The organism is Angustibacter luteus, assembly GCF_039541115.1.
Lineage (GTDB): Bacteria > Actinomycetota > Actinomycetes > Actinomycetales > Angustibacteraceae > Angustibacter > Angustibacter luteus.
Genome location: NZ_BAABFP010000008.1, coordinates 603,821 through 621,684, shown reverse-complemented (window position 1 = coordinate 621,684; position 17,864 = coordinate 603,821). Strand labels below are relative to the sequence as shown.

Sequence of the window (17,864 nt, the reverse complement as noted above, 5' to 3'; positions counted from 1 at the left end):
TCGCGCAGCCGCCGCGGCTGCAGCCGAGCGCGCGGCCGAGGAGCAGGCAGCCCGCGAGCAGGCGGCCCGCGAGCGTGCGGCCCGCGAGCGTGCGGCCCGCGAGCGTGCGGCCCGTGAGGAGGCCGCCCGCCAGGACGCCACCCAAGCCGCGCCTGCCCAGACCCGCCCGATGCGGGCCGTCGGCGGCGACCAGCGCCCCGGTGCGGGCGACGACGCGACGGCCCCGCTGCCCGCCAGCGCGACCCAGCCGCTGCCCCTGGAGGAAGAGATCTTCAACCTCGGCGAGCGCGAGCAGCGGTGAGCGTCTGGGACGAGGTGGTCGGGCAGCAGCCGACGGTGGACGTGCTGCGCAGCGCCGTCCGGTCCTCGCGCGGCGACGGTTCCGGCATGACCCACGCGTGGCTGTTCACCGGGCCGCCCGGGTCCGGCCGGTCGGTGGCCGCCCGGGCCTTTGCGGCGTCGCTGCTGTGCGAGCAGGACGAGGCCGGCTGCGGCGCCTGCCACGCGTGCCACACCGTGCTCGCCGGCAGCCACCCCGACGTGACGACCTTGCGCACCGAGGGCGTCATCATCAGCCGGCAGCAGGCCCTCGAGCTGTTGCCGCTGGCCCAGCGCCGTCCCTCGACAGGCCGTTGGCGGGTGATCCTCGTCGAGGATGCGGACCGGCTGAACGACTCGTCGGGCAACGCGATGCTCAAGGCGATCGAGGAGCCCACGGCCCGCACGGTCTGGTTGCTCTGCGCACCGAGCGCGGACGACGTCCTGGTGACCATCCGCAGCCGCTGCCGGCACGTCGGGCTGCGCACCCCGCCACCGGACGCGGTGGCCGACCTGCTGGTCCAGCGCGACGGCGTCGACCGGCAGATGGCGGCGTTCGCCGCCCGGGCCGCGCAGAGCCACATCGGGATGGCCCGTCGGCTGGCCACGGACGAGCAGGCCCGGATCCGGCGCCGGGACGTCCTGGGCGTGCCGCTGCGGCTGCGCGAGGTCGGCGACGCGGTGCTGCACGCGGCGTCCCTGCTGGACACGGCGAAGGCCGAGGCGGAGGCCGGTACGACGCAGCGGGACGAGGCGGAGCGGGTCGACCTCCTGCGGGCGCTCGGCGCCGATCCCCAGGCCCGCACCCAGCCGCCGCACGTACGCGGCCAGCTGAAGACGTTGTCGGACAACCAGAAACGCCGAGCCACCCGGTTCGTGCGCGACATGGTGGATCGCTCCCTGCTCGACCTGCTCTCGCTCTACCGGGACGTGCTGGTCCTGCACGCCGACCCGACCGCCGAGCTGATCAACGCCGAGATGCGGGTGGACGTCGAGCGGCTGGCAGCCCGGCTCTCGCCGTCGCAGGCCGTGCGGTGCATGGATGCCATCCGGGACGCCCGCGACCGGATCGGGGCGAACGTCGCCCCGTTGCTCGCCCTCGAGGCGATGACCTTGCAGCTGCGGACGGACGCGTGAGGGCGCGGCCGGCAGTCCTCGCCGCCGCCACCGCGGCGCTGCTGCTGCTCGTGGGCTGCTCGGGGGGCGACGAAGCCCCGGAACCCGCGGCGAGCGGTCCGAACGCGCCGTCCGTCAGCGCTCCAGCGGTGCCGGACGCGCTGAGCACCTACTACGACCAGAAGCTGAGCTGGACGGACTGCGGCGACGGGTACCAGTGTTCGAAGCTCACCGTCCCGGTCGACTACGCCGACCCGTCGGGGGCGACGATCCCGCTGTCGGTGATCAAGCTCCCCGCCGGCAAGCCCAAGCAGCGACTCGGCTCGCTGGTGGTCAACCCCGGCGGCCCCGGCGCTTCCGGCGTCGACTACGCCCGCCGGGCGAGCACGTCGATCAGTGCCGCGACCCGGCGCGCCTATGACGTCGTCGGGTTCGACCCCCGCGGCGTCGCCACGAGTGACCCCCTGGAGTGCCTGACCGACGCGCAGACCGACACCTTCATCGGCCAGGACCCGACCCCGGACACCCCGGCCGAGGTCTCGAGGATGACGGCGATCGGCAAGGGGATGGGGCTCGGGTGCCAGCGGGCCGACCCCGCCCTGGTGGGGCACGTCGACACGGTCTCGGCGGCCCGGGACATGGACGTGCTGCGCGCCGCCCTCGGCGACAAGCGACTGTTCTACCTGGGCAAGTCCTACGGCACCTACCTGGGCGCGACGTACGCCGATCTCTTCCCGACCAACATCGGCCGGATGGTGCTGGACGGCGCGATCGACCCCCGGCTGTCGGCGCGCGAGATCGACCTCGGCCAGGCGAAGGGCTTCGAGCAGGCCACTCGGGCGTTCGTGGCCGACTGCGTCGACCGGTCCGGCTGCCCGCTCGGTTCGGACGTCGGTCGCGGGATGCAGCGCATCCAGGGTCTGCTGGCGTCGCTGGACGCCAAGCCCCTCCCGTCCGGCGACCCCAGCCGGCCGCTGACCGAGGGTTGGGGCAGCTACGGCATCGCGCTCGGCATGTACGACAAGGGTTTCTGGCCGAGCCTGCGTGAGGCGCTGGACCAGGCGTTCTCCAGGGACGGACGCGGCCTGATGCAGCTGGCCGACATGTACGCGGACCGCCAGCCGGACGGCACCTACGCGGGCAACGGCACGCCGGCGCTGTACGCGGTCAACTGCCTCGACCGCCCGGTGGGCGACGGCGCCGCCGACGTGAAGGCGGAGCTGCCGACGTTCCAGCGGGCCGCGCCGACCTGGGGTGGCCTGCTGGCGTGGGGCGAGCTGCCCTGCACCTCGTGGCCGCTGCCGGCCACCGGCAAGCCGCACGCGGTCACCGCCCCCGGCAGCCCACCGATCGTGGTGGTGGGGACGACGCGCGACCCGGCCACGCCGTACCCGTGGGCGCAGGGTCTGGCCGAGCAGCTGTCCGACGGGCACCTGATCACCTACCGCGGGGACGGGCACACGGCGTACATGCGGGGCAGCCGGTGCGTGGACAAGGCCGTCGACGCCTACCTGCTGCGCGGCACGAAACCCAAGGACGGGCTGACCTGCTAGCTGGTGGCCGGCGGTCCTAGCCCACCGGGACGTCGTCCGCCGGGATCGGTGGGCCGACCACCTGCAGTCCGTAGCGCGGGCCGACGTCGTTCCAGCGGGCGATCTCCTCGGGCATCGGCCGGCCGTCGGCGCCGGGCAGGCGGCGCTCGGTCGCTGGCAGCCCGACCTCGTCGTACAGCGCGAGCAGGGCACCGGGCACCGTCATCCCGAGGATCTGCGCCGGTCGGTCCCCGGTGACCCGGAAGGCGTGCGGCACGGCCTTCGGCAGGTAGACGAAGTCGCCGGCCGACATCCGGAAGGTCTGCTCGCCCGCCCGGTAGGTCATGGTGCCCGCGAGGAGGTAGAACGCCTCGGCCTCACGGGAGTGCACGTGCAGCGGGGTGGCCGTGCCGGGCGGCTGCAGCACGAGCGACACGCCCAGCTCGTCGCCGCTCTCCTGCCCGGTGACCAGGTGCTCGAACAGCGAGCCCATCGCCCAGGTCGCCGCTCCGGTGCCGGCCGGTCGGAAGACCGCGGTCGTCAGGGTCGTCTCGTCCACGAGGCACCTCCGTGCCTGGGGTGGCAGTTCATCCGAAGTGCGTTCTGCCGAATATTGCTAAGGTAGATCGCATGCGCGAGCCGGTCAACCCCCGCCCCTACCGGTCCCCGCGGCGGGCCGCTCAGGCGGCCGCCACCCGCGTCGCCGTCCTGCGCAGCGCGCACGAGCTCTTCGCCATCCAGGGGTACGCCGCGACGTCCGTCACCGCGATCGCCAGGCGAGCGGGGGTGGCCGTCGACACCGTCTACGCCTCGGTGGGGCGCAAGCCGCAGCTGGTCCTCGCGCTGATCGACGAGGCGCTCGCCGGTCACGAGACCGACGCGCCCGGTGGCCAGGCGACGCCGTCGATCGAGCGCGACTACGTCCAGCAGGTGCGCGCCACCCCCGGGGCGCGGGCGAAGCTCGAGGTGTACGCCGCGGCGATCGTGCGGCGGCACCCCCAGGTCGTGCCCTTGGTGGTCGCGCTGCGCCAGGCGGCCGCCACCGACGCGGCGGCCGGAGCGGCGCTGACCTCCCTGGCCGACCGGCGGGCGGCGAACATGCGGCTCTTCGCGGCCGACCTGCGGGCCACCGGCGACCTGCGCGCCGACCTGACCGACGACCAGGTCGCCGACCTCGTGTGGTCCACCAACGCGCCGGAGTACTACGAGCTGCTCGCCTCGCGCGGGTTCAGTCCGGCGGACGTCGAGCGCCTCCTGCTCGACATCTGGACCCGGGTGCTGCTCGCGCCGTGACTCCGTGCACGAGCACTGCCCGCGGCCCTCTATACTCGATGCTCGTGCCCCTTCGCGGGGGCGCTGCCGCCTTAGCTCAGTCGGCCAGAGCGACGCACTCGTAATGCGTAGGTCATCGGTTCGATTCCGATAGGCGGCTCCGACAGGACCTGCTGGTCAGGTGCTGAACGCGAGTCCTAGGCTCGCAATGCCGTGACCTGCTCCGTGCCCCTAGTGGGCACGGAGTGGGCACGGCTAGACATCGCGCGCTCGCTCATGCGGTCGGCCACGTCGACCAGGTGGTCGTCGAACAGCCCCGCGTAGGTGTCCAGCGTCATCGCCGCAGAAGCGTGCCCCAGCATGCGCTGGACGGCCATCACGTTCGCCCCGGACGCCACCGCCAGGCTCGCCGCGGTGTGGCGCAGGTCGTGGAACGTGAGCCGCTCGACGCCCGCACGCACCCAGGCCTTGGCGAGCACGCGCTGAGAAAAGTTCCGGTTGTCCAGCGGGCTCCCGTCCGGGCTGACGAAGATCAGGTCGTCGCGATCCCTGTCCACCATCAGCCGGGACAGGTCCTCACGCAAGAAGCCCGGCACGACCACCTGGCGGCGCTCGTGCGTCTTCGTGTCCCCCACGAGGAGCCTTCCGCCGACCATCGAGTGGGCGCGCTCGACGGTGATCCTGCCGTGCAGCAGGTTGACGTCCCGGACGCGCAGGGCAGTGATCTCGCCCCAACGTAGGCCCGTGTACCCAGCGAGCAGGACGAATGAGCCGTAGGAACCGCACTCGTCCGCCACGGCCAGCAGCTCGTTGTCCGACAGGTAGCGGTGCGATTTGGCCTTCTTGGCCCGGGGAAGGTACGTGGTCTTGCCGGCCTTGGTCTTGGCAGGGTTGGACCTGATCAGCCCCTCGTCGACGGCTGCGTCGAGCATCCGCACCAGCTGTGCCCCCGCGTCGCGTCGCCTGGTGTCACTTGCGGACCGGCCACGGGCACCCGCCATCGTGGCGACCCAGGCCTTGACCTCGGACAGCATGACGGCGTTCAGGCGCGTGTCCTGCCAGCGCGGGAGGATCAACGACCGGAGACGCTCGTCGTAGCCGTGCCTGGTCTTAGGCGTCACCTCTAGCCCGGCGAGCCAGAGCTTGGACCACTCACCTACGGTGATCTTGCCCAGGGCAGGGTCCGTCCAGTCCCCGCGTTTCACGCGCCGCTCCTGCAGCTCGGCTGCCTCAACGGCATCCCGCTTGCGGCGCATCAGCCGCGTCGATCGCGTCCGTCCGTTGGCATCGCGATAACGCCCGATGTAACCCGCGGCTCGCTTCTCAATCCAGGCCATCTCCTGCCTCCTCAACCTTGCTGGCCCGCACCTTCCCATGAGCCTTCATCCACAGGTCGCCGAGCAAGCGCACGGCTTCCCTGGTTAGACGACCGCTAGCCCTGCCCGGGACAGCGGGAGTGAGAAGGCCCGACTGCCTCGCTTCCCGGATTCGTTGCGAGACCGTCACAGGCGACATGTCCAACTCTGCGCCTAGCGTCTCTGCGGGCTTGCGATCTCCGCGTGCGACCAGGTCGGCGTAGCGCGCGGCTAGGGCCGCGTATGCCAAACCGCTGCGCTTTGCGCCGGTGCGTCGGGCATCCTGCGTCCACACGATCAGCTCTTCCGCGATCGCGGCCTCGTACGCGTCGTAAAGCACCGATGCGTCGCGGGATACCGCTCGGGCAGCATCGATGAGCTGTCCGAGTGGGATGGCGCGCAGCACGCTGGTGGTGAGCGCCACGTCCGAGTCACTGCGGGCCGCGAGGATTGTCAGCTCAACCGGGCGGTCGAGGTCGAGCTCGTCCCGCACGAACTCGATGCCGATGATCCAGTCCTCCCCCAAGCGGCACATCGTGGTGATGCGGTCATCCTCAACGTGCGTCTGTGCCTGCGGGGCCGCCGGGAGGGCGGCGAGGGGCTGGGAGCCCAACTGGCTGCGCAGCCTCGCGCCGAGTGACTGGCGGGTCTCCGATGCGCCGTTGGTCATGACAGTGAGTCTAGCCGACCCCCTGGCCCATGTCCATGCATGGAGTCTTGACAGACTTAATGGAAAGACGATTACATGGGGTCTAGCGTTACTCAATGCGCCCAAGATGAGGAGGACTGATCTTGACCAGCAAGTTGCCTGAGCCGTTTGTAAGCACCAGGGAGGCGGCCAGGTTCCTGGACAAGCCGCCAAGCTGGCTGCACAACTGTGCCGCCAGATCTGGTGTGCCCCGCTACAAGATCGGCAAGCAGTACCGCTACCGGTTGTCGGAACTGGAGCGCTGGCTGAATGAGGATGCCGCTTCAGCGGCCCATCGAATGGTGAGGCCGTGAATCGGGCTGGCTGGCCTCCGCGATCGGACGGCGACCGGCTCGAGGCCGACCTCCCCGGAAGACTCGTGTTGGGGAGTCCCGCGAGGGCAAGGTCAGGTTCCGGTGGTGGCTGGTCTTGTCGAGTCCCATGAGCAAGCAACTGAAGGCACTGCCAGGCACCGCCGAGGCAAGCGCATCGGCAGCCAAAGCCAGGGTCGCGCACAAGATTCATTTCGCTGGCCCTCAGGACCGCTCAGGAACCTGGGCGGCGGTCGCTCAGTCCTGGGCGGCAGAGATCGGGGGAGCGAGGGGGGTTGTCCCGGGTTGGCTTAGGGTCTGGTTCTTAGCGGTCTCGCGCATGGAGAAGAGCGGGCACGCGCCGTTTCGGCAGGGAGAGTTGGTCGGGCTATTTTGCCGTCGATCAACAAGGAGAAGTCGGACCGGGGACCCTCGAGAGCGTCGCCTCGAGTCTGGATCGGTCGATCAGACAGGCCGTGCGCGTTGGCCTTCTTGCGCCAGGCTCGGGTCGGCGCTGTCTCGCTTTGCCTCGACACGTCGCCCAACAAGGGTGGCTCGGCAGGGGCCGGTGTCCAAGTTGCGGGGATCGATCGCCGTAGCGGTTTCGCCTCAAACTGCTACGCCCACGGCTCCCACGGGGAGCGTTCCGCACGTGTCGGCAGGCCGCTGACCTGCAGGTACTCACGCGTTCTCTTGAGTCAGTCTCTTTCGGCGAACAAAGGGGTGGGGGTGGGAAACAAGGCACGGCCGCCCCTATGGGGGCGGCCTGCCAATGCATCAAGCATCTGCTTCAGTATCGACAAGGCGCCTATCCGGCGCCGCCACTCTATTAGACACAAGGCTGGCGCCTTTGGCGCCACCGTTGGGTGTAATGAACACGGATAAATTGATTCTGGGCTCGGCGTGGCCAGGCGCCACGCTGAGCATTGAAGCGTTGCCTCGCATGCTCGGGACGTAGCTGCGCGTCCGGCTGAGTGCTCGAAATCGCTGCCGTTGAGCCGAGTTCTGATGCACGGCACCCTCGATAACACGGGCATCCTCCGAGCGGCATGCGTGACCCAGGCGGGCTCGGTGTCGTGCCGCCCGACTATCAGTCGGTGGCTGAATATCGCGTCGGCGCTTGTGCCAGGTAGCCGGCCCTTACACTCTCGCGAATCGAGGTGGCTACGACTTGCGCCTCCTGCATGAGGCCAAGGATCCGCCGGTGGTGATCCCAGTGCTCGGCCCAGAGGGCCGGGCCGGCCAATGAGGCGAAGTCGAGGCGAGTGGGGGCACTCCAAGCTTCGTACTGCTCGAGTCGCAGCGCCAGCACGTCGAGGTCGAAGACCCCCCGTGAGGCAGGGGACAGGGGCGAGGACCCGAGCATCCAGACCCGCCAGTGCTTGTTTCCCTTTGATTGATTGCACTTTCCGCATGAAGGGACCAGGTTGTGGATCTCGGAGATATAGCCGGTCGGCTGCTTGTTGATCACTAACGGTCGGAGGTGGTCCCACTCGGTGTGAGGATCGGCGCAGTAGGCGCAGCGAACCTGTTCCGTCATGTCGAGAATCTCGAGAGCTCTGCGAATCTCCTCAGGCGTCGGGATGACGACTGGGATGATGGAGTTGATGAACGAGTTCGTGATACTCGACGAGCGACCCGTTATCGCAACGGCCTTCGGCATCATGAATTGACGGATCACGTCGTCCACGGGGTTAGCCATTTCTGCACCGTACGCGCACGGTGAGCATTCGCCGCCGATCTGGTAGCTGGTTGCGCGCTATGGATGCGGGCGGCGCGTCCGGACGCAGTTCACGCTCGGCATCCGTCACGATGAAGCGTGCCTGAAGACGCCGATGGCCTGCTTGCGTTGTCGAGTCGCCTCCGATCGTTCTCGTAGGAGCGGGAGTGGGAGCAGTTCCACTCCCCTAACAACTTGGTGATGGCGCTTGCCGGCGCCTGGGGCTCATCAAGGCCGAGCTCGAGGCTCCGCCGCCATCGCACCGAGCTGACGCATCGCCACGACCTGGATCTGGCGTATCCGTTCCCGCGTAACCCCGTATGCGCGGCCGACCTCGTCGAGGGTCTGCTGCTCAGCGAAGGGATGAAACCCGAACCGACGCAGCACGACCTCCCTGCCTCGGGCATCCAGGCGCGACAACCATGGCCAGACATCTTCAGGAAAGAAGCCACCGACCTCGACGTGTTCGGGTTGATCGGCTTGCTGATCGACGAGATCACCCAATGTAAAGCCATCTTCGCCGTACTCCGCGTCCAGACTAAGCGGCGGTCGGCTCAGTCGCAGGCACTCGATCACCTTTCCAATGGACAGCCCGCACTCAGTCGCCAAGGCAGAGACCGACGGGCCGAAGTCATCAAAGGTAAGGCTCTGCTGCGTGGCTCGGACGCGCTGGATGAGCTCATGCATGTGCACAGGAATGCGCACCAGCCGGCTTTCGTTCGCGATGGACCGCGTGATCGACTGCCTGATCCACCAGGTCGCATAGGTAGAAAACTTGAATCCCGACTCAGGCTCGAACATCTCCACCGCACGAATGAGTCCAGCGATACCACTCTGATACAAATCATCGTGTTCCAAGCCCTGTCCGTGATACCCGCGCGCAATCTTGTGGACCAATCGCACATTGTGCAGAACCATCGCGTCGGCCGCGACGCGGGGTTCGCCCGATAGGTCAGCCAAGCCGCCCCGAGGCAATGCCCTCTCCTCAGTCCCACGGATGATGAGACTCAGCCCGACCTCTTCCTCGGCCGTGAGCAAACGCTTGTCAGGACGATGCGCTCGACGGTCCAGCTCGAGAACACGTCGTGCCGCAGCGATCGCAGCTCTCCTGGGGGCCTTCGGGTCAGGTGCCACGCCGTTGTGCATTCGTTGGTCGTGGGTCAACCCAGTGCGCAGCTCTTCGTCGCCCCCGACGACGGTGATCTGCGCCGCGCTCAACATGGCGACGACTCGTGCTCGAACGGCAGCATCCGCGCCCACTTGGGCAAGCGCCAGCTCAAGTCGGGCGTGATCGAGACTGTCGTTCTCGATCCATGGTCCGATGCTCTCGGTCACCGCCCCGACCTGGGCATTGAACGTCGGTGTGGGCTTGCTCAAGGGTTAGTTCTCCATCGTCTGCCCCAAAGTTCGGCAGTATGAGCCTAGAGATTAGGGATCCCTGGATCTGCGACTGTGCCGAGCATGCTCGGAGTCGCAGGAGGGCCGTGAGCTTTCCGAGGCTGAAAGGATCAGGATGGCGGTCGACCTGGAGGACGACAGTCACTGGCGACGTTGCGAGATCGCGTGGTCCAGGTGGCTTCTCGCTGACGGTTACCTCGTCACGCGCCTCGGGGAGGCGACCAATAACACGCCGAACGCTCAAGCCCCCTTGGTCGGGGCTGGACCTCACCGCATGCGGTCCCCAGACCTTCACACCACGAAGGCTGGGCAATCGGCTTATTGGGAAGTGACGTTTCGAACTCGGTCGGAGGTCGACCCCTTCACAGGCGAGCGGTCCCATTGGATGGAGGCGGCTGCATATCGCGACTATCTGGCGACGGCGGAAGCAGGCGGTACACGCGTCTGGATCGTCCTCTACGAAGCGGCTAGCGCTCTGACCGACGGTCGTTGGCTTCGTGCCGAGGTCCGGGAATTGCGGGACGCCGGCCGACGCGCGCGTCGCACAGGCCAAGGCGGCCTTGAGGTTGATGCCTTTGTCTGGCCGGTTTCCGCTATGACGGCGGTCCGGGGCCCGCAAGTGCCCCCGCCAGCCGAAGGGCCCCTTCCTGATCCTCTGATGCCGGCCGAGGGAGAGGGGCCTCCCCTGGAGTTCTCCGACTTCGCGCCTGTGGAGCGCGCGCTACGCTCGCGCCGCCCTCAGCGAGTACCGGAGACCAGCGAGCCGCTTCGCGACTCTGCAAGTCGCGCCGCCACCGTGCTAAACCAAGATCCAAGTACGGGCCTGGACGTACTGCGCCAATCTCTTGGCCTCCCGGTTCTGCCGAGGTACTCGGTGCTTTGGTTGGGCGCGGGGGCACCCGCTTGGGACGATGTGCTCGGACTGCTGCAATACGGTATTCGCGTCTTCGTTGTAACCCCGAGGTCCGTTACCCACTCGCTTTCAGACGATGACTACCAGGCGTTCAGGGAGAGCCGAATGCTGGAATGCGCCGTCGTGACAGAAGCCGCCGCAGTCGAGGGATGCTGGGTTGTCGACGGACAGCTCCCTAGTGAGAACGACGCGGCGTTCTCGGCGGCACTTCAAGCCGCCGACGCAACGGGACAGATCAACGTCGGTCAGTACCGCATCGTTCATGCCGACCCGGACGCAAACGTCCTTGTGACAGCCGGAGCGGGCACTGGCAAGACCGAGACGATGTCAGAGCGCATTCTCTTTCTGCTCGCCACGTCGGAATGTTCAGGCGCCCTCGACGCTCAACGCCGGAATCTGCGCGCCGACGACGTTGTGCTCATGACGTTCACTCGGGAAGCCGCGCTGGAGATGCGTCATCGAATTGCCCGCACCTTGCTGTTGCGTCGGCGCCTATCGAGACGCTGCGTGCTGCCGGTCGTTGCCTGGATGCTTCAGTTGGCAACCGCGGAGATCGGCACCATCCATTCCTACGCGAAGAGCCTCGCCCTGGCGGGCGGCGCGGCCGTGGGATTCGGTCCAGAATCGGCAGTGTCTAGGCTGACCATGGAGTTTCGCGATCTGGTGGATCAAGCACTCTCGCGACAGCTCGCCGACCTGGTGACCGCCTATAGCAACAGACAGGTGCCAGCCAGCTATGAGTGGCAAAACCACCTTCGGCAGGTCTGGGACGCGCTGGAGAACAACGGCGTTCCCGTCATTTCGTATGAGCCCGACGCCAGCCTCGCGGACGCTGTGGACCTTGGTGGGCTCGACGGTTCTGACCTTCCGGCACAGATCTGTAATGCGGTTACCTCAGCGATCTGTGAGGTGTCGCGCTCGATGTCCGAGCATGCGTTGCGTGAACAAGTCGTGAGCACAGGACAGCTGGTCCCGCTCGCGTTGGCCGCCCTCCGAGCGCAAAGCGATCCGCCGGTCCGCAGACCCAGGTTTCTCTTTGTTGACGAATTCCAGGACACAGATTCCGCGCAGATGGACTTGATCATCGAGGTCGCGAGAAGGCTTGACGCAAGTCTGTTTGTTGTTGGAGATGCCAAGCAAGGCATCTACCGCTTCCGAGGCGCGGAGGGCAGCGCATTCAGGGAGCTAGAGCGGCGAGTGCGAGCTAGCGGGATGCAAGCTCTCCGTCCCTTCTCGCTAAGCACCAACTTCCGATCCGGCCCACGTCTGCTGGAGTCGTTGCATCCGCTCTTCACGTCCTGGGCGCAGGATCGCCTCCTCGATTACAGCGATCGGGACCGGCTGCGTCCGAGCAACGTTGGCAGCGACAGGAGCCAGCCCCTGGCGAAGCGCCCAGTTCGCCCTGCCCAGGCGGCAGCGGAAGCGGCGGCGTTGGCCCTCGAGTGGCGGGAAACCCACCCCCAAGCAAGCATCGCCATCCTGTGCCGAAACAACTGGCAGGCGGTCGAAGTTCAATCCCAGGTCCGCGACCGAGGGGGGGCTTGTGAGCTGCTCGTGGGCGGCAGCTTCTATACATCGCCAGCGGTTCGTGAACTCCGCGTGCTATTGGAGGCGGTTACCCAGCCGGATGCCGCTGGTCCGACGCTCGAACTCTGCGAGTCCCGCTGGGCTGCCGGCATCCTGGCTGGCGAGCCACCGAGGGGCATCAGAGCCCGCGACTGGACGGACCCCGTCCCAGCGCTCCTTGACTGGCAGTCGCGCCTATCAACTCTCGCCTCGACGGGTTCCCTCGACTTGACGGACCTTCGGCCGGTCCACGACAGGCTACGAGCGCTTCTGGACCTGTCGCGCCGAATGCCTGCGCTGGCATGGGTGATCGAATGCGTACGGTCGTTCGCGCCCGCCGCGTCAGTGCTGCCGGGGCCGGACGATGTAACTGAGCGTGTGCGATACGCAGCCTGCCTGGACCACCTGGTCACACTGATGGACCTCCAGTACCAGGACGGGTCCACGACCTTGGAGCGAATCCTGGCATGGCTGAAACTCCAGATCGCGACGAACCGATTGGAGGATGAGCCCGTCGATAACGACCGGCTGCTAGCAACTACGACGGCGCTTACCGTGCACAAGGCGAAGGGACTGGAGTTCGATCGAGTTCTCATTCCCTACGTTGCCACCAGTTTTGGGCCACCCCGCCGTGCGAGTTCCCGCGTGGCGGTGCTCCGCAAGGACGGCGAGCTGCCCCGCCTGCTTTGGGAATGGCGTGTAAAGAACCCTTCGATCTCGAACGTTCCGAACGCGGACACGCGGGCCTGGGCAGATGACGACCTGGAGACCTCCCGCGAGGAGGCGCGCCTGCTCTACGTAGCCCTGACGCGTGCGAAGGATCAACTGACCGTTCTTGTTCCGCGCCAAAATCGACCTGCCCCTCCTCGCCCAGACTCCTGGCTGGACCTGATTAACCTAGGGAGCCATTGATGGGCAATTGGGAAGCACTCGCTTTCGACTCGGTGCGCGGCCCGATCGTACGTGCGGCGCTGGCCGAGCGCGGGATCGTCTGGAACGAATCCGCGCACGTCACGGCGACAACCACCCTCGCGAGCGCGATACGCGAGCGCGGAGCAGTCGCTCTGCCCATCGCAACGCTTATCGACGCCATCGTGATGCCGAAGCTTGCGGGCGGCGAAGAACTAAGAGTCGACGGTCTGCCAAGCCCATCGGAACTCAGTTCCCCCAAGCGCTACGGCGAGAAAATGAGCGCCTGGCAGGACCGGGCGTCAGGCCTCCGGATCCAGCAATACATTCAGCTCGAAGACAGACTGAGGGCCTACTGTAGGGAGCACGCCTCCCCCGAGCAGTACAGGGTCGTGACGCGTGGGCGGAGGGAGTTCACTCGCACCGTTGTCACCCTGGCGGCGTCCGGAGTCCATCCAAGCGAGGTGACGCCCCAAGATCCCACCGCAAATCTCGCAGTTCGCGCTTGGGAGGACATCGAGACCCATGTCCCTGGCCTGACCGCAACGCGGGACGATCTTTGGATCGACCCTGACCGGTTTCGGAAGCAGGCGGATCCCGATGCGCGAGCGCTAGCAGACCGAATGGATCGCGCCCTGCGTCACTTGTTCCCTGTCACAGGAACGCAGAGGATTCAGGTGATCCACCACGGCTTCTACTTCTTCACTCCGCCGCAGTGGGCACTGTTTCAGCTCCTCCGGGAGCTTTCGTACGTTGATCAGTGTTTTGTCGTCCACGACGACCAGCACTCAGAGGTGTTCGAAAGTTGGCGTAGGTTTTTTACGACCTCCTGGGACATGCCGCGCCCGGTCCACGTCGACTCCTTGCGGGACGCCCCCACACCAGCCGCGATTGCGTTCGAAGACGCTCTGCGTGGCGAGCCCGTTGACTCCAACGCCGTGGTCGGCAAGGTCCGGGTGCTTGAGTGCGCCAGCCCCACCGAGTTGGTCAAGCAGTTGACCCGAGAGTCGATAGAAAATGCTGAGTCTCTGGGAGGAACGCTCTACGCAGCTCAGGCAGCCCAAGTTGACAGGTTCATTCGACGGCTGGGAACTGAAGCAGCTGACGGCACCGTCGATCTCGCACAGTTGCCGGTGGGCATATTTCTGCTCGCCCTGCACCGCTGCATAGAACCGGTCCAGACCGGTCTCCCACTCATCAGGCTTGCGTCTGAAGACTTGCTGGACATGGCTTCGACGGGCTTCCTGGACGTTGACGGTGGAAGCAACGCTGCCGACCTCGTTGGCGTGCTGCGCCGCGCAACCCCGTTCTTTCAAGGTTGCAGTACTGATACGTCCTGGCGGGAACGAGCCCGGTTGCTCACCGCGCTGGTCATCGGTGACGTCGCGACGCACGGATCTAGGGCTGGGACCGAAAGCGATGTAGCGCGCTGGCAAACCGCTGCGTCAAATCCGCTGCGGCTCGTGCCCTGGGCCGACCTAACCGTAGATGAGGCCAGATCGGTGGAGGGCGTAGTCGAAACCGTTCTGCAGCTTGCGGGGCGAGTGGCGAGCAGGGAGCGAGTCTCGCTGCGCGAGCATGTCACATTCCTCAACGGTCATCTTGAACGCGGGATGCGCGGCGTCCCGCGGGCCGAGCAGCAGAGCATCCGCCAGAAGCTTCAGGGCTTGACTGGCGGACCCGACTTCGAGCTGGACGCCGACGGCCTCATCGACGTTGTCACCATGCTGCTCGGGCGGCACGTCGAGTTCGAAGATGACGGACGCCCGGATGCTACAGGCGTCCGCGAGCTCCGCGGGCTTGATGCCCTTGGCTTTGCCCGAACACCTGGCGATGTGCACCTGGCGAACCTTAGTGCCACCACCTTTCCCAGTCGCGGGCCAAGTGTCGGGTGGCCGCTTCGCCTCGAAGACCTGCGCCGTTCCCCGACCATGGCGGCAGCCACGCTGGAGATCTTGGAGGCGCGGGCCGAACTTGGTGCACTGGGCGATCTGTACTTGCTATGGCTAGGGCTTGATGGCGTGGAGCAAACCGGCGGGGTGACCCTCAGTTGGATCGCAAGGGTAGGTGGAGAGCTTCAAAACGCGTCGCCACTTGTCACGCTTCTCACCGTCCCCGACTACGACAGTCCAGCCGTACGTCAGCGAGCCGGTGGCCTACCTTCGGAGATCGTGGCTCCGGGGTCCGACCTCCCACCGCTCACAGCGCGACCGCTCACCGTGGACGCTCACTGTGACGCCGCGAGCTTGGACCTGGCCGTTGCAGAGATAGACCCCCGCGCGGCAGGGGCAGGGCAGGCGTGCCCACGCAGGTTCGCGCTTCAGTGGGCAGTGGGTCCGACGGCCGCGTTTCAAGCGGCCCACCATCTACTCATGCTCTACGGCAACATGAGGAACGCGCTCGTGCGACTTGGTTTCGTCAACAACGAGCTGGCCGCGAGCGCCCTTGCCAACCGGCTTTGGCCGTTTCTCACGCCGGGTCAGCGCGGGAGTTCCGTCGACCGCGCAGTGATCAAGCCTCAGGGGTCGCGTTCTGCTGATCCAGAATGGCTGTTCACGCTCGCCGGGTCCAAGTCTGGGTCGCGGCCACTGGACCGGGCCTACAAGGCAGCCTCAACTCGCGCGAGTCCGAGTGCTTCGGCTATCGCTCCCACCCCCGGGCGATTCCTGCCGGCGGGCATCGACGATGCGGCGACCTGCCGCAGCTGTCCAGTACGCAACCACTGCAAGGAGGTTGCGCTCGAGTGAGATCACTAGTCGCTCCGCCGAAACGGCGTCGACCCCGCACAGCAACAGCTACGGCACCCGAGTTGCGGTAGGACGGGGGCGGGGGCGCCGGCCCGTCCCTGAGCAGGGTGCAGGAGGTCGGTCGCCCGGCTGTTCGTTCATACGTTCGAGTCCATCCAGCGTGGTGTCGCAGGAGTGTCGGCGCTCTGTGATGAAATCCTGTCTACGGCTTCCCGCCTCCGCAGACTAGCCAGAGGACCACGTAGTGAGCAGGTACACATCCGTCGAAGTATGCGCCGGAGCTGGGGGACAGGCTCTCGGGCTGGAGCGGGCAGGGTTCGACCACTTGGCGTGCGTCGAGATTGATGCCCATGCCTGCGCCACGCTCCGTGACAACCGCCCCCAGTGGGATGTCCTCGAGGGCAACGTCCGCGAGTGGACGCCTGCAGGCGACCTTCGTGGCGTGACGCTTTTGGCCGGGGGGGTGCCTTGCCCCCCGTTCAGCCTGGCGGGAAAGCAACTTGGACGCGAGGACGAGCGCGACCTGTTCCCGGAAATGGTCCGCCTCGCACGTGAACTCGATCCGCAGGCAGTCATGATCGAAAACGTACGTGGTCTTCTGGGAAAGAAGTTCGACGCGTACCGGGCCGAGATCGTGGCGGAGTTCGAGGAGCTCGGCTACGAGTACTGCGGCTGGGAGCTGCTCAACTCCGCCGACTACGGGGTGCCGCAGTCAAGGCCTCGGGCGATCCTGGTGCTGATGAAGCCCCAGGCGGCCACGCACTTCACCTGGCCGGAACCTGACGGTGTGATGGTGACCGTCGGCGAACTCCTCGAACCGCTGATGGGGGAACTGCTCTGGGAGGGCGCCGGCGACTGGGCCAAGAAGGCCCAGGGCATCGCACCCGCGCTGGTCGGTGGCTCGAAGAAGCACGGCGGCGCGGACGTCGGTCCGACGCGAGCGAAAGCGGCCTGGCGGGACCTTGGCGTCGACGGCATGGGCATCGCAGACGGCCCCCCAGCGCCCGGCTTCAAAGGTCTCCCCCGGCTCACCGTCAGGATGGCAGCGGCAGTGCAGGGCTTCCCAACCGACTGGCGTTTCGCCGGCCGCAAGACCGCCGCCTACCGCCAAGTCGGGAACGCCTTCCCGCCGCCCGTTGCCGAGGCAGTCGGCCGGAGAATCGCGGCCGCGCTGGAGGCGTCGAAATAGGTCGTTCTGCTGCGCCCCCCGGTTGCTCTCTGCAATCATTTGGTCACGTGAAGCAGCAATACAAGACCGACGGCCCAGAGTCCCCCGACGGCACGCTGTGGTGGCACCTCAAGCTAACCCCCGGCACCAAATGGCAGCCTTACGGTGGCGAGAAGCGGTTGGCGGCCTACCTCTACTTCGAGGCAGAGGTCGGGGACCGGTTCACGATGCGGGAACTGCGCGAGGGGCTGGGCACTGATGGCGTAGCGGACGACGCCGAGCAGCTCAACCGCAGGCTGCGCGCCCTCCGGCCCGACGACTGGATCATTAGGTCCTACAAGGACGACCACAGTCTTCCGCCGAACACCTACCGCCTGGAGGCCGTCGGCACGCGCGTCTGGCTGGGAGAGCGCAATCCCCGGGACAAGGTGTCCAAGCTCACCGAGAAGGTCGTGATCGAGCGCGACGGCCGACGGTGCGTCGTCTGCGGCGTTGGGGCCGGCGAAGAGTACCCCGGTGAACCTGGTTCCTTCGCACGGATGACGATCGGGCACCGAGTCCCCGGGGCGAGACGCGGCGGCGCCAGCCCGGACGACCTCCAGACCGAGTGCGCCCACCACAACGAGGCCGCGCGCGACGTCCTCCCGGACCCCGAGGACTTCGACGAGGTCCTGCCCGCCGTGCGCGCCCTCAAGAGGGCCGAGCTGAGGGACGTGCGGAACTGGATGGCTGCGGGTCGTAGGTCGCGCTCGAAGTTGGACCTGGCCTACGACCGTGTGCTCAAGCTCCGCCCGTCGGAGAAGGAGCGGATGCTCGAGGCGATCGACGACATCATCGGCGACGAATAGTCG

Annotated in this window: 13 protein-coding genes, 1 tRNA gene and 1 pseudogene; 10 read left to right on the top strand and 5 right to left on the bottom strand. The window is 67.0% G+C overall.

Translation table 11 applies throughout. The features are described from left to right. The 3 genes and pseudogenes from ABEB17_RS19915 to ABEB17_RS19905 form a co-directional block, all read left to right on the top strand. Positions 1-301 (top strand): annotated as a pseudogene (locus ABEB17_RS19915) (hypothetical protein); the annotation flags it as partial. Further along, entirely contained in the window at positions 298-1,455 is a 1,158-nt protein-coding gene (locus ABEB17_RS19910) for a DNA polymerase III subunit delta' (RefSeq protein WP_345718489.1), read from the top strand. The pseudogene ABEB17_RS19915 and the gene ABEB17_RS19910, both read left to right, overlap by 4 nt. Further along, positions 1,452-2,987 carry an alpha/beta hydrolase gene (locus ABEB17_RS19905; protein WP_345718488.1) on the top strand — a complete coding sequence of 512 codons (1,536 nt, stop codon included), beginning with the start codon at positions 1,452-1,454 and terminating at the stop codon, positions 2,985-2,987. Before ABEB17_RS19910 ends, ABEB17_RS19905 begins: the two co-directional genes overlap by 4 nt. A 16-nt stretch (positions 2,988-3,003) precedes the next feature. Here the strand turns inward: ABEB17_RS19905 and ABEB17_RS19900 are convergent, their stop codons facing one another. After that, entirely contained in the window at positions 3,004-3,525 is a 522-nt protein-coding gene (locus ABEB17_RS19900) for a dimethylsulfonioproprionate lyase family protein (protein ID WP_345718487.1), read from the bottom strand. Positions 3,526-3,596: 71 nt separating this feature from the next. Between ABEB17_RS19900 and ABEB17_RS19895 the strand changes: the two genes are divergently transcribed. Continuing rightward, the gene (locus tag ABEB17_RS19895) at positions 3,597-4,259 is read left to right on the top strand and encodes a TetR/AcrR family transcriptional regulator (protein ID WP_345718486.1); all 663 of its coding nucleotides are present in this window, start codon (positions 3,597-3,599) and stop codon (positions 4,257-4,259) included. Between the two features lie 65 nt (positions 4,260-4,324). After that, positions 4,325-4,398 (top strand) — tRNA-Thr (locus ABEB17_RS19890). 37 nt (positions 4,399-4,435) lie between these two features. Here ABEB17_RS19890 and ABEB17_RS19885 read toward each other — a convergent pair. Further along, positions 4,436-5,443: a tyrosine-type recombinase/integrase gene (locus ABEB17_RS19885; RefSeq protein ID WP_345718485.1), complete on the bottom strand. Its 1,008-nt coding sequence runs from the start codon at positions 5,441-5,443 to the stop codon at positions 4,436-4,438. Positions 5,444-5,561: 118 nt separating this feature from the next. Then, positions 5,562-6,263 carry a hypothetical protein gene (locus ABEB17_RS19880; protein ID WP_345718484.1) on the bottom strand — a complete coding sequence of 234 codons (702 nt, stop codon included), beginning with the start codon at positions 6,261-6,263 and terminating at the stop codon, positions 5,562-5,564. Positions 6,264-6,385: 122 nt separating this feature from the next. Here ABEB17_RS19880 and ABEB17_RS19875 point away from each other — a divergent pair, with 122 nt between their 5' ends. After that, entirely contained in the window at positions 6,386-6,595 is a 210-nt protein-coding gene (locus tag ABEB17_RS19875) for a helix-turn-helix domain-containing protein (RefSeq protein ID WP_345718483.1), read from the top strand. 1,087 nt (positions 6,596-7,682) lie between these two features. Here ABEB17_RS19875 and ABEB17_RS19870 read toward each other — a convergent pair. Both ABEB17_RS19870 and ABEB17_RS19865 read right to left on the bottom strand, forming a co-directional pair. After that, the gene (locus tag ABEB17_RS19870; RefSeq protein ID WP_345718482.1) at positions 7,683-8,294 is read right to left on the bottom strand and encodes an HNH endonuclease; all 612 of its coding nucleotides are present in this window, start codon (positions 8,292-8,294) and stop codon (positions 7,683-7,685) included. A gap of 246 nt (positions 8,295-8,540) precedes the next feature. Next, positions 8,541-9,689, bottom strand: coding sequence for a sigma-70 family RNA polymerase sigma factor (locus ABEB17_RS19865; RefSeq protein WP_345718481.1), 1,149 nt, complete (start codon positions 9,687-9,689; stop codon positions 8,541-8,543). A 934-nt stretch (positions 9,690-10,623) separates the two neighbouring features. Between ABEB17_RS19865 and ABEB17_RS19860 the strand changes: the two genes are divergently transcribed. The 4 genes from ABEB17_RS19860 to ABEB17_RS19845 all read left to right on the top strand — a co-directional run bounded on the left by ABEB17_RS19860 (position 10,624) and on the right by ABEB17_RS19845 (position 17,861). Continuing rightward, positions 10,624-13,101, top strand: a complete 2,478-nt coding sequence (locus tag ABEB17_RS19860) for a UvrD-helicase domain-containing protein (RefSeq protein ID WP_345718480.1) — start codon at positions 10,624-10,626, stop codon at positions 13,099-13,101. Continuing rightward, positions 13,101-15,845 (top strand): hypothetical protein, encoded by a 2,745-nt coding sequence (locus tag ABEB17_RS19855; protein WP_345718479.1) that lies wholly within the window; start codon positions 13,101-13,103, stop codon positions 15,843-15,845. Before ABEB17_RS19860 ends, ABEB17_RS19855 begins: the two co-directional genes overlap by 1 nt. 244 nt (positions 15,846-16,089) lie before the next feature. Continuing rightward, a complete protein-coding gene (locus tag ABEB17_RS19850; protein ID WP_345718478.1) occupies positions 16,090-17,034 on the top strand; it encodes a DNA cytosine methyltransferase in 945 nt (314 codons plus the stop codon). A gap of 47 nt (positions 17,035-17,081) precedes the next feature. Beyond that, on the top strand, positions 17,082-17,861 hold the full coding sequence (locus ABEB17_RS19845; RefSeq protein WP_345718477.1) for an HNH endonuclease: 780 nt from the start codon (positions 17,082-17,084) through the stop codon (positions 17,859-17,861). The last annotated feature ends 3 nt before the right edge of the window (positions 17,862-17,864 follow it).

Coding starts and splice junctions, on each gene's coding strand:
- ABEB17_RS19895 (WP_345718486.1), top strand. CDS start 3,597: ATGCGCGAGCCGGTCAACCCCCGCCCCTACCGGTCCCCGCGGCGGGCC.
- ABEB17_RS19880 (WP_345718484.1), bottom strand. CDS start 6,263: ATGACCAACGGCGCATCGGAGACCCGCCAGTCACTCGGCGCGAGGCTG.
- ABEB17_RS19870 (WP_345718482.1), bottom strand. CDS start 8,294: ATGGCTAACCCCGTGGACGACGTGATCCGTCAATTCATGATGCCGAAG.
- ABEB17_RS19855 (WP_345718479.1), top strand. CDS start 13,101: ATGGGCAATTGGGAAGCACTCGCTTTCGACTCGGTGCGCGGCCCGATC.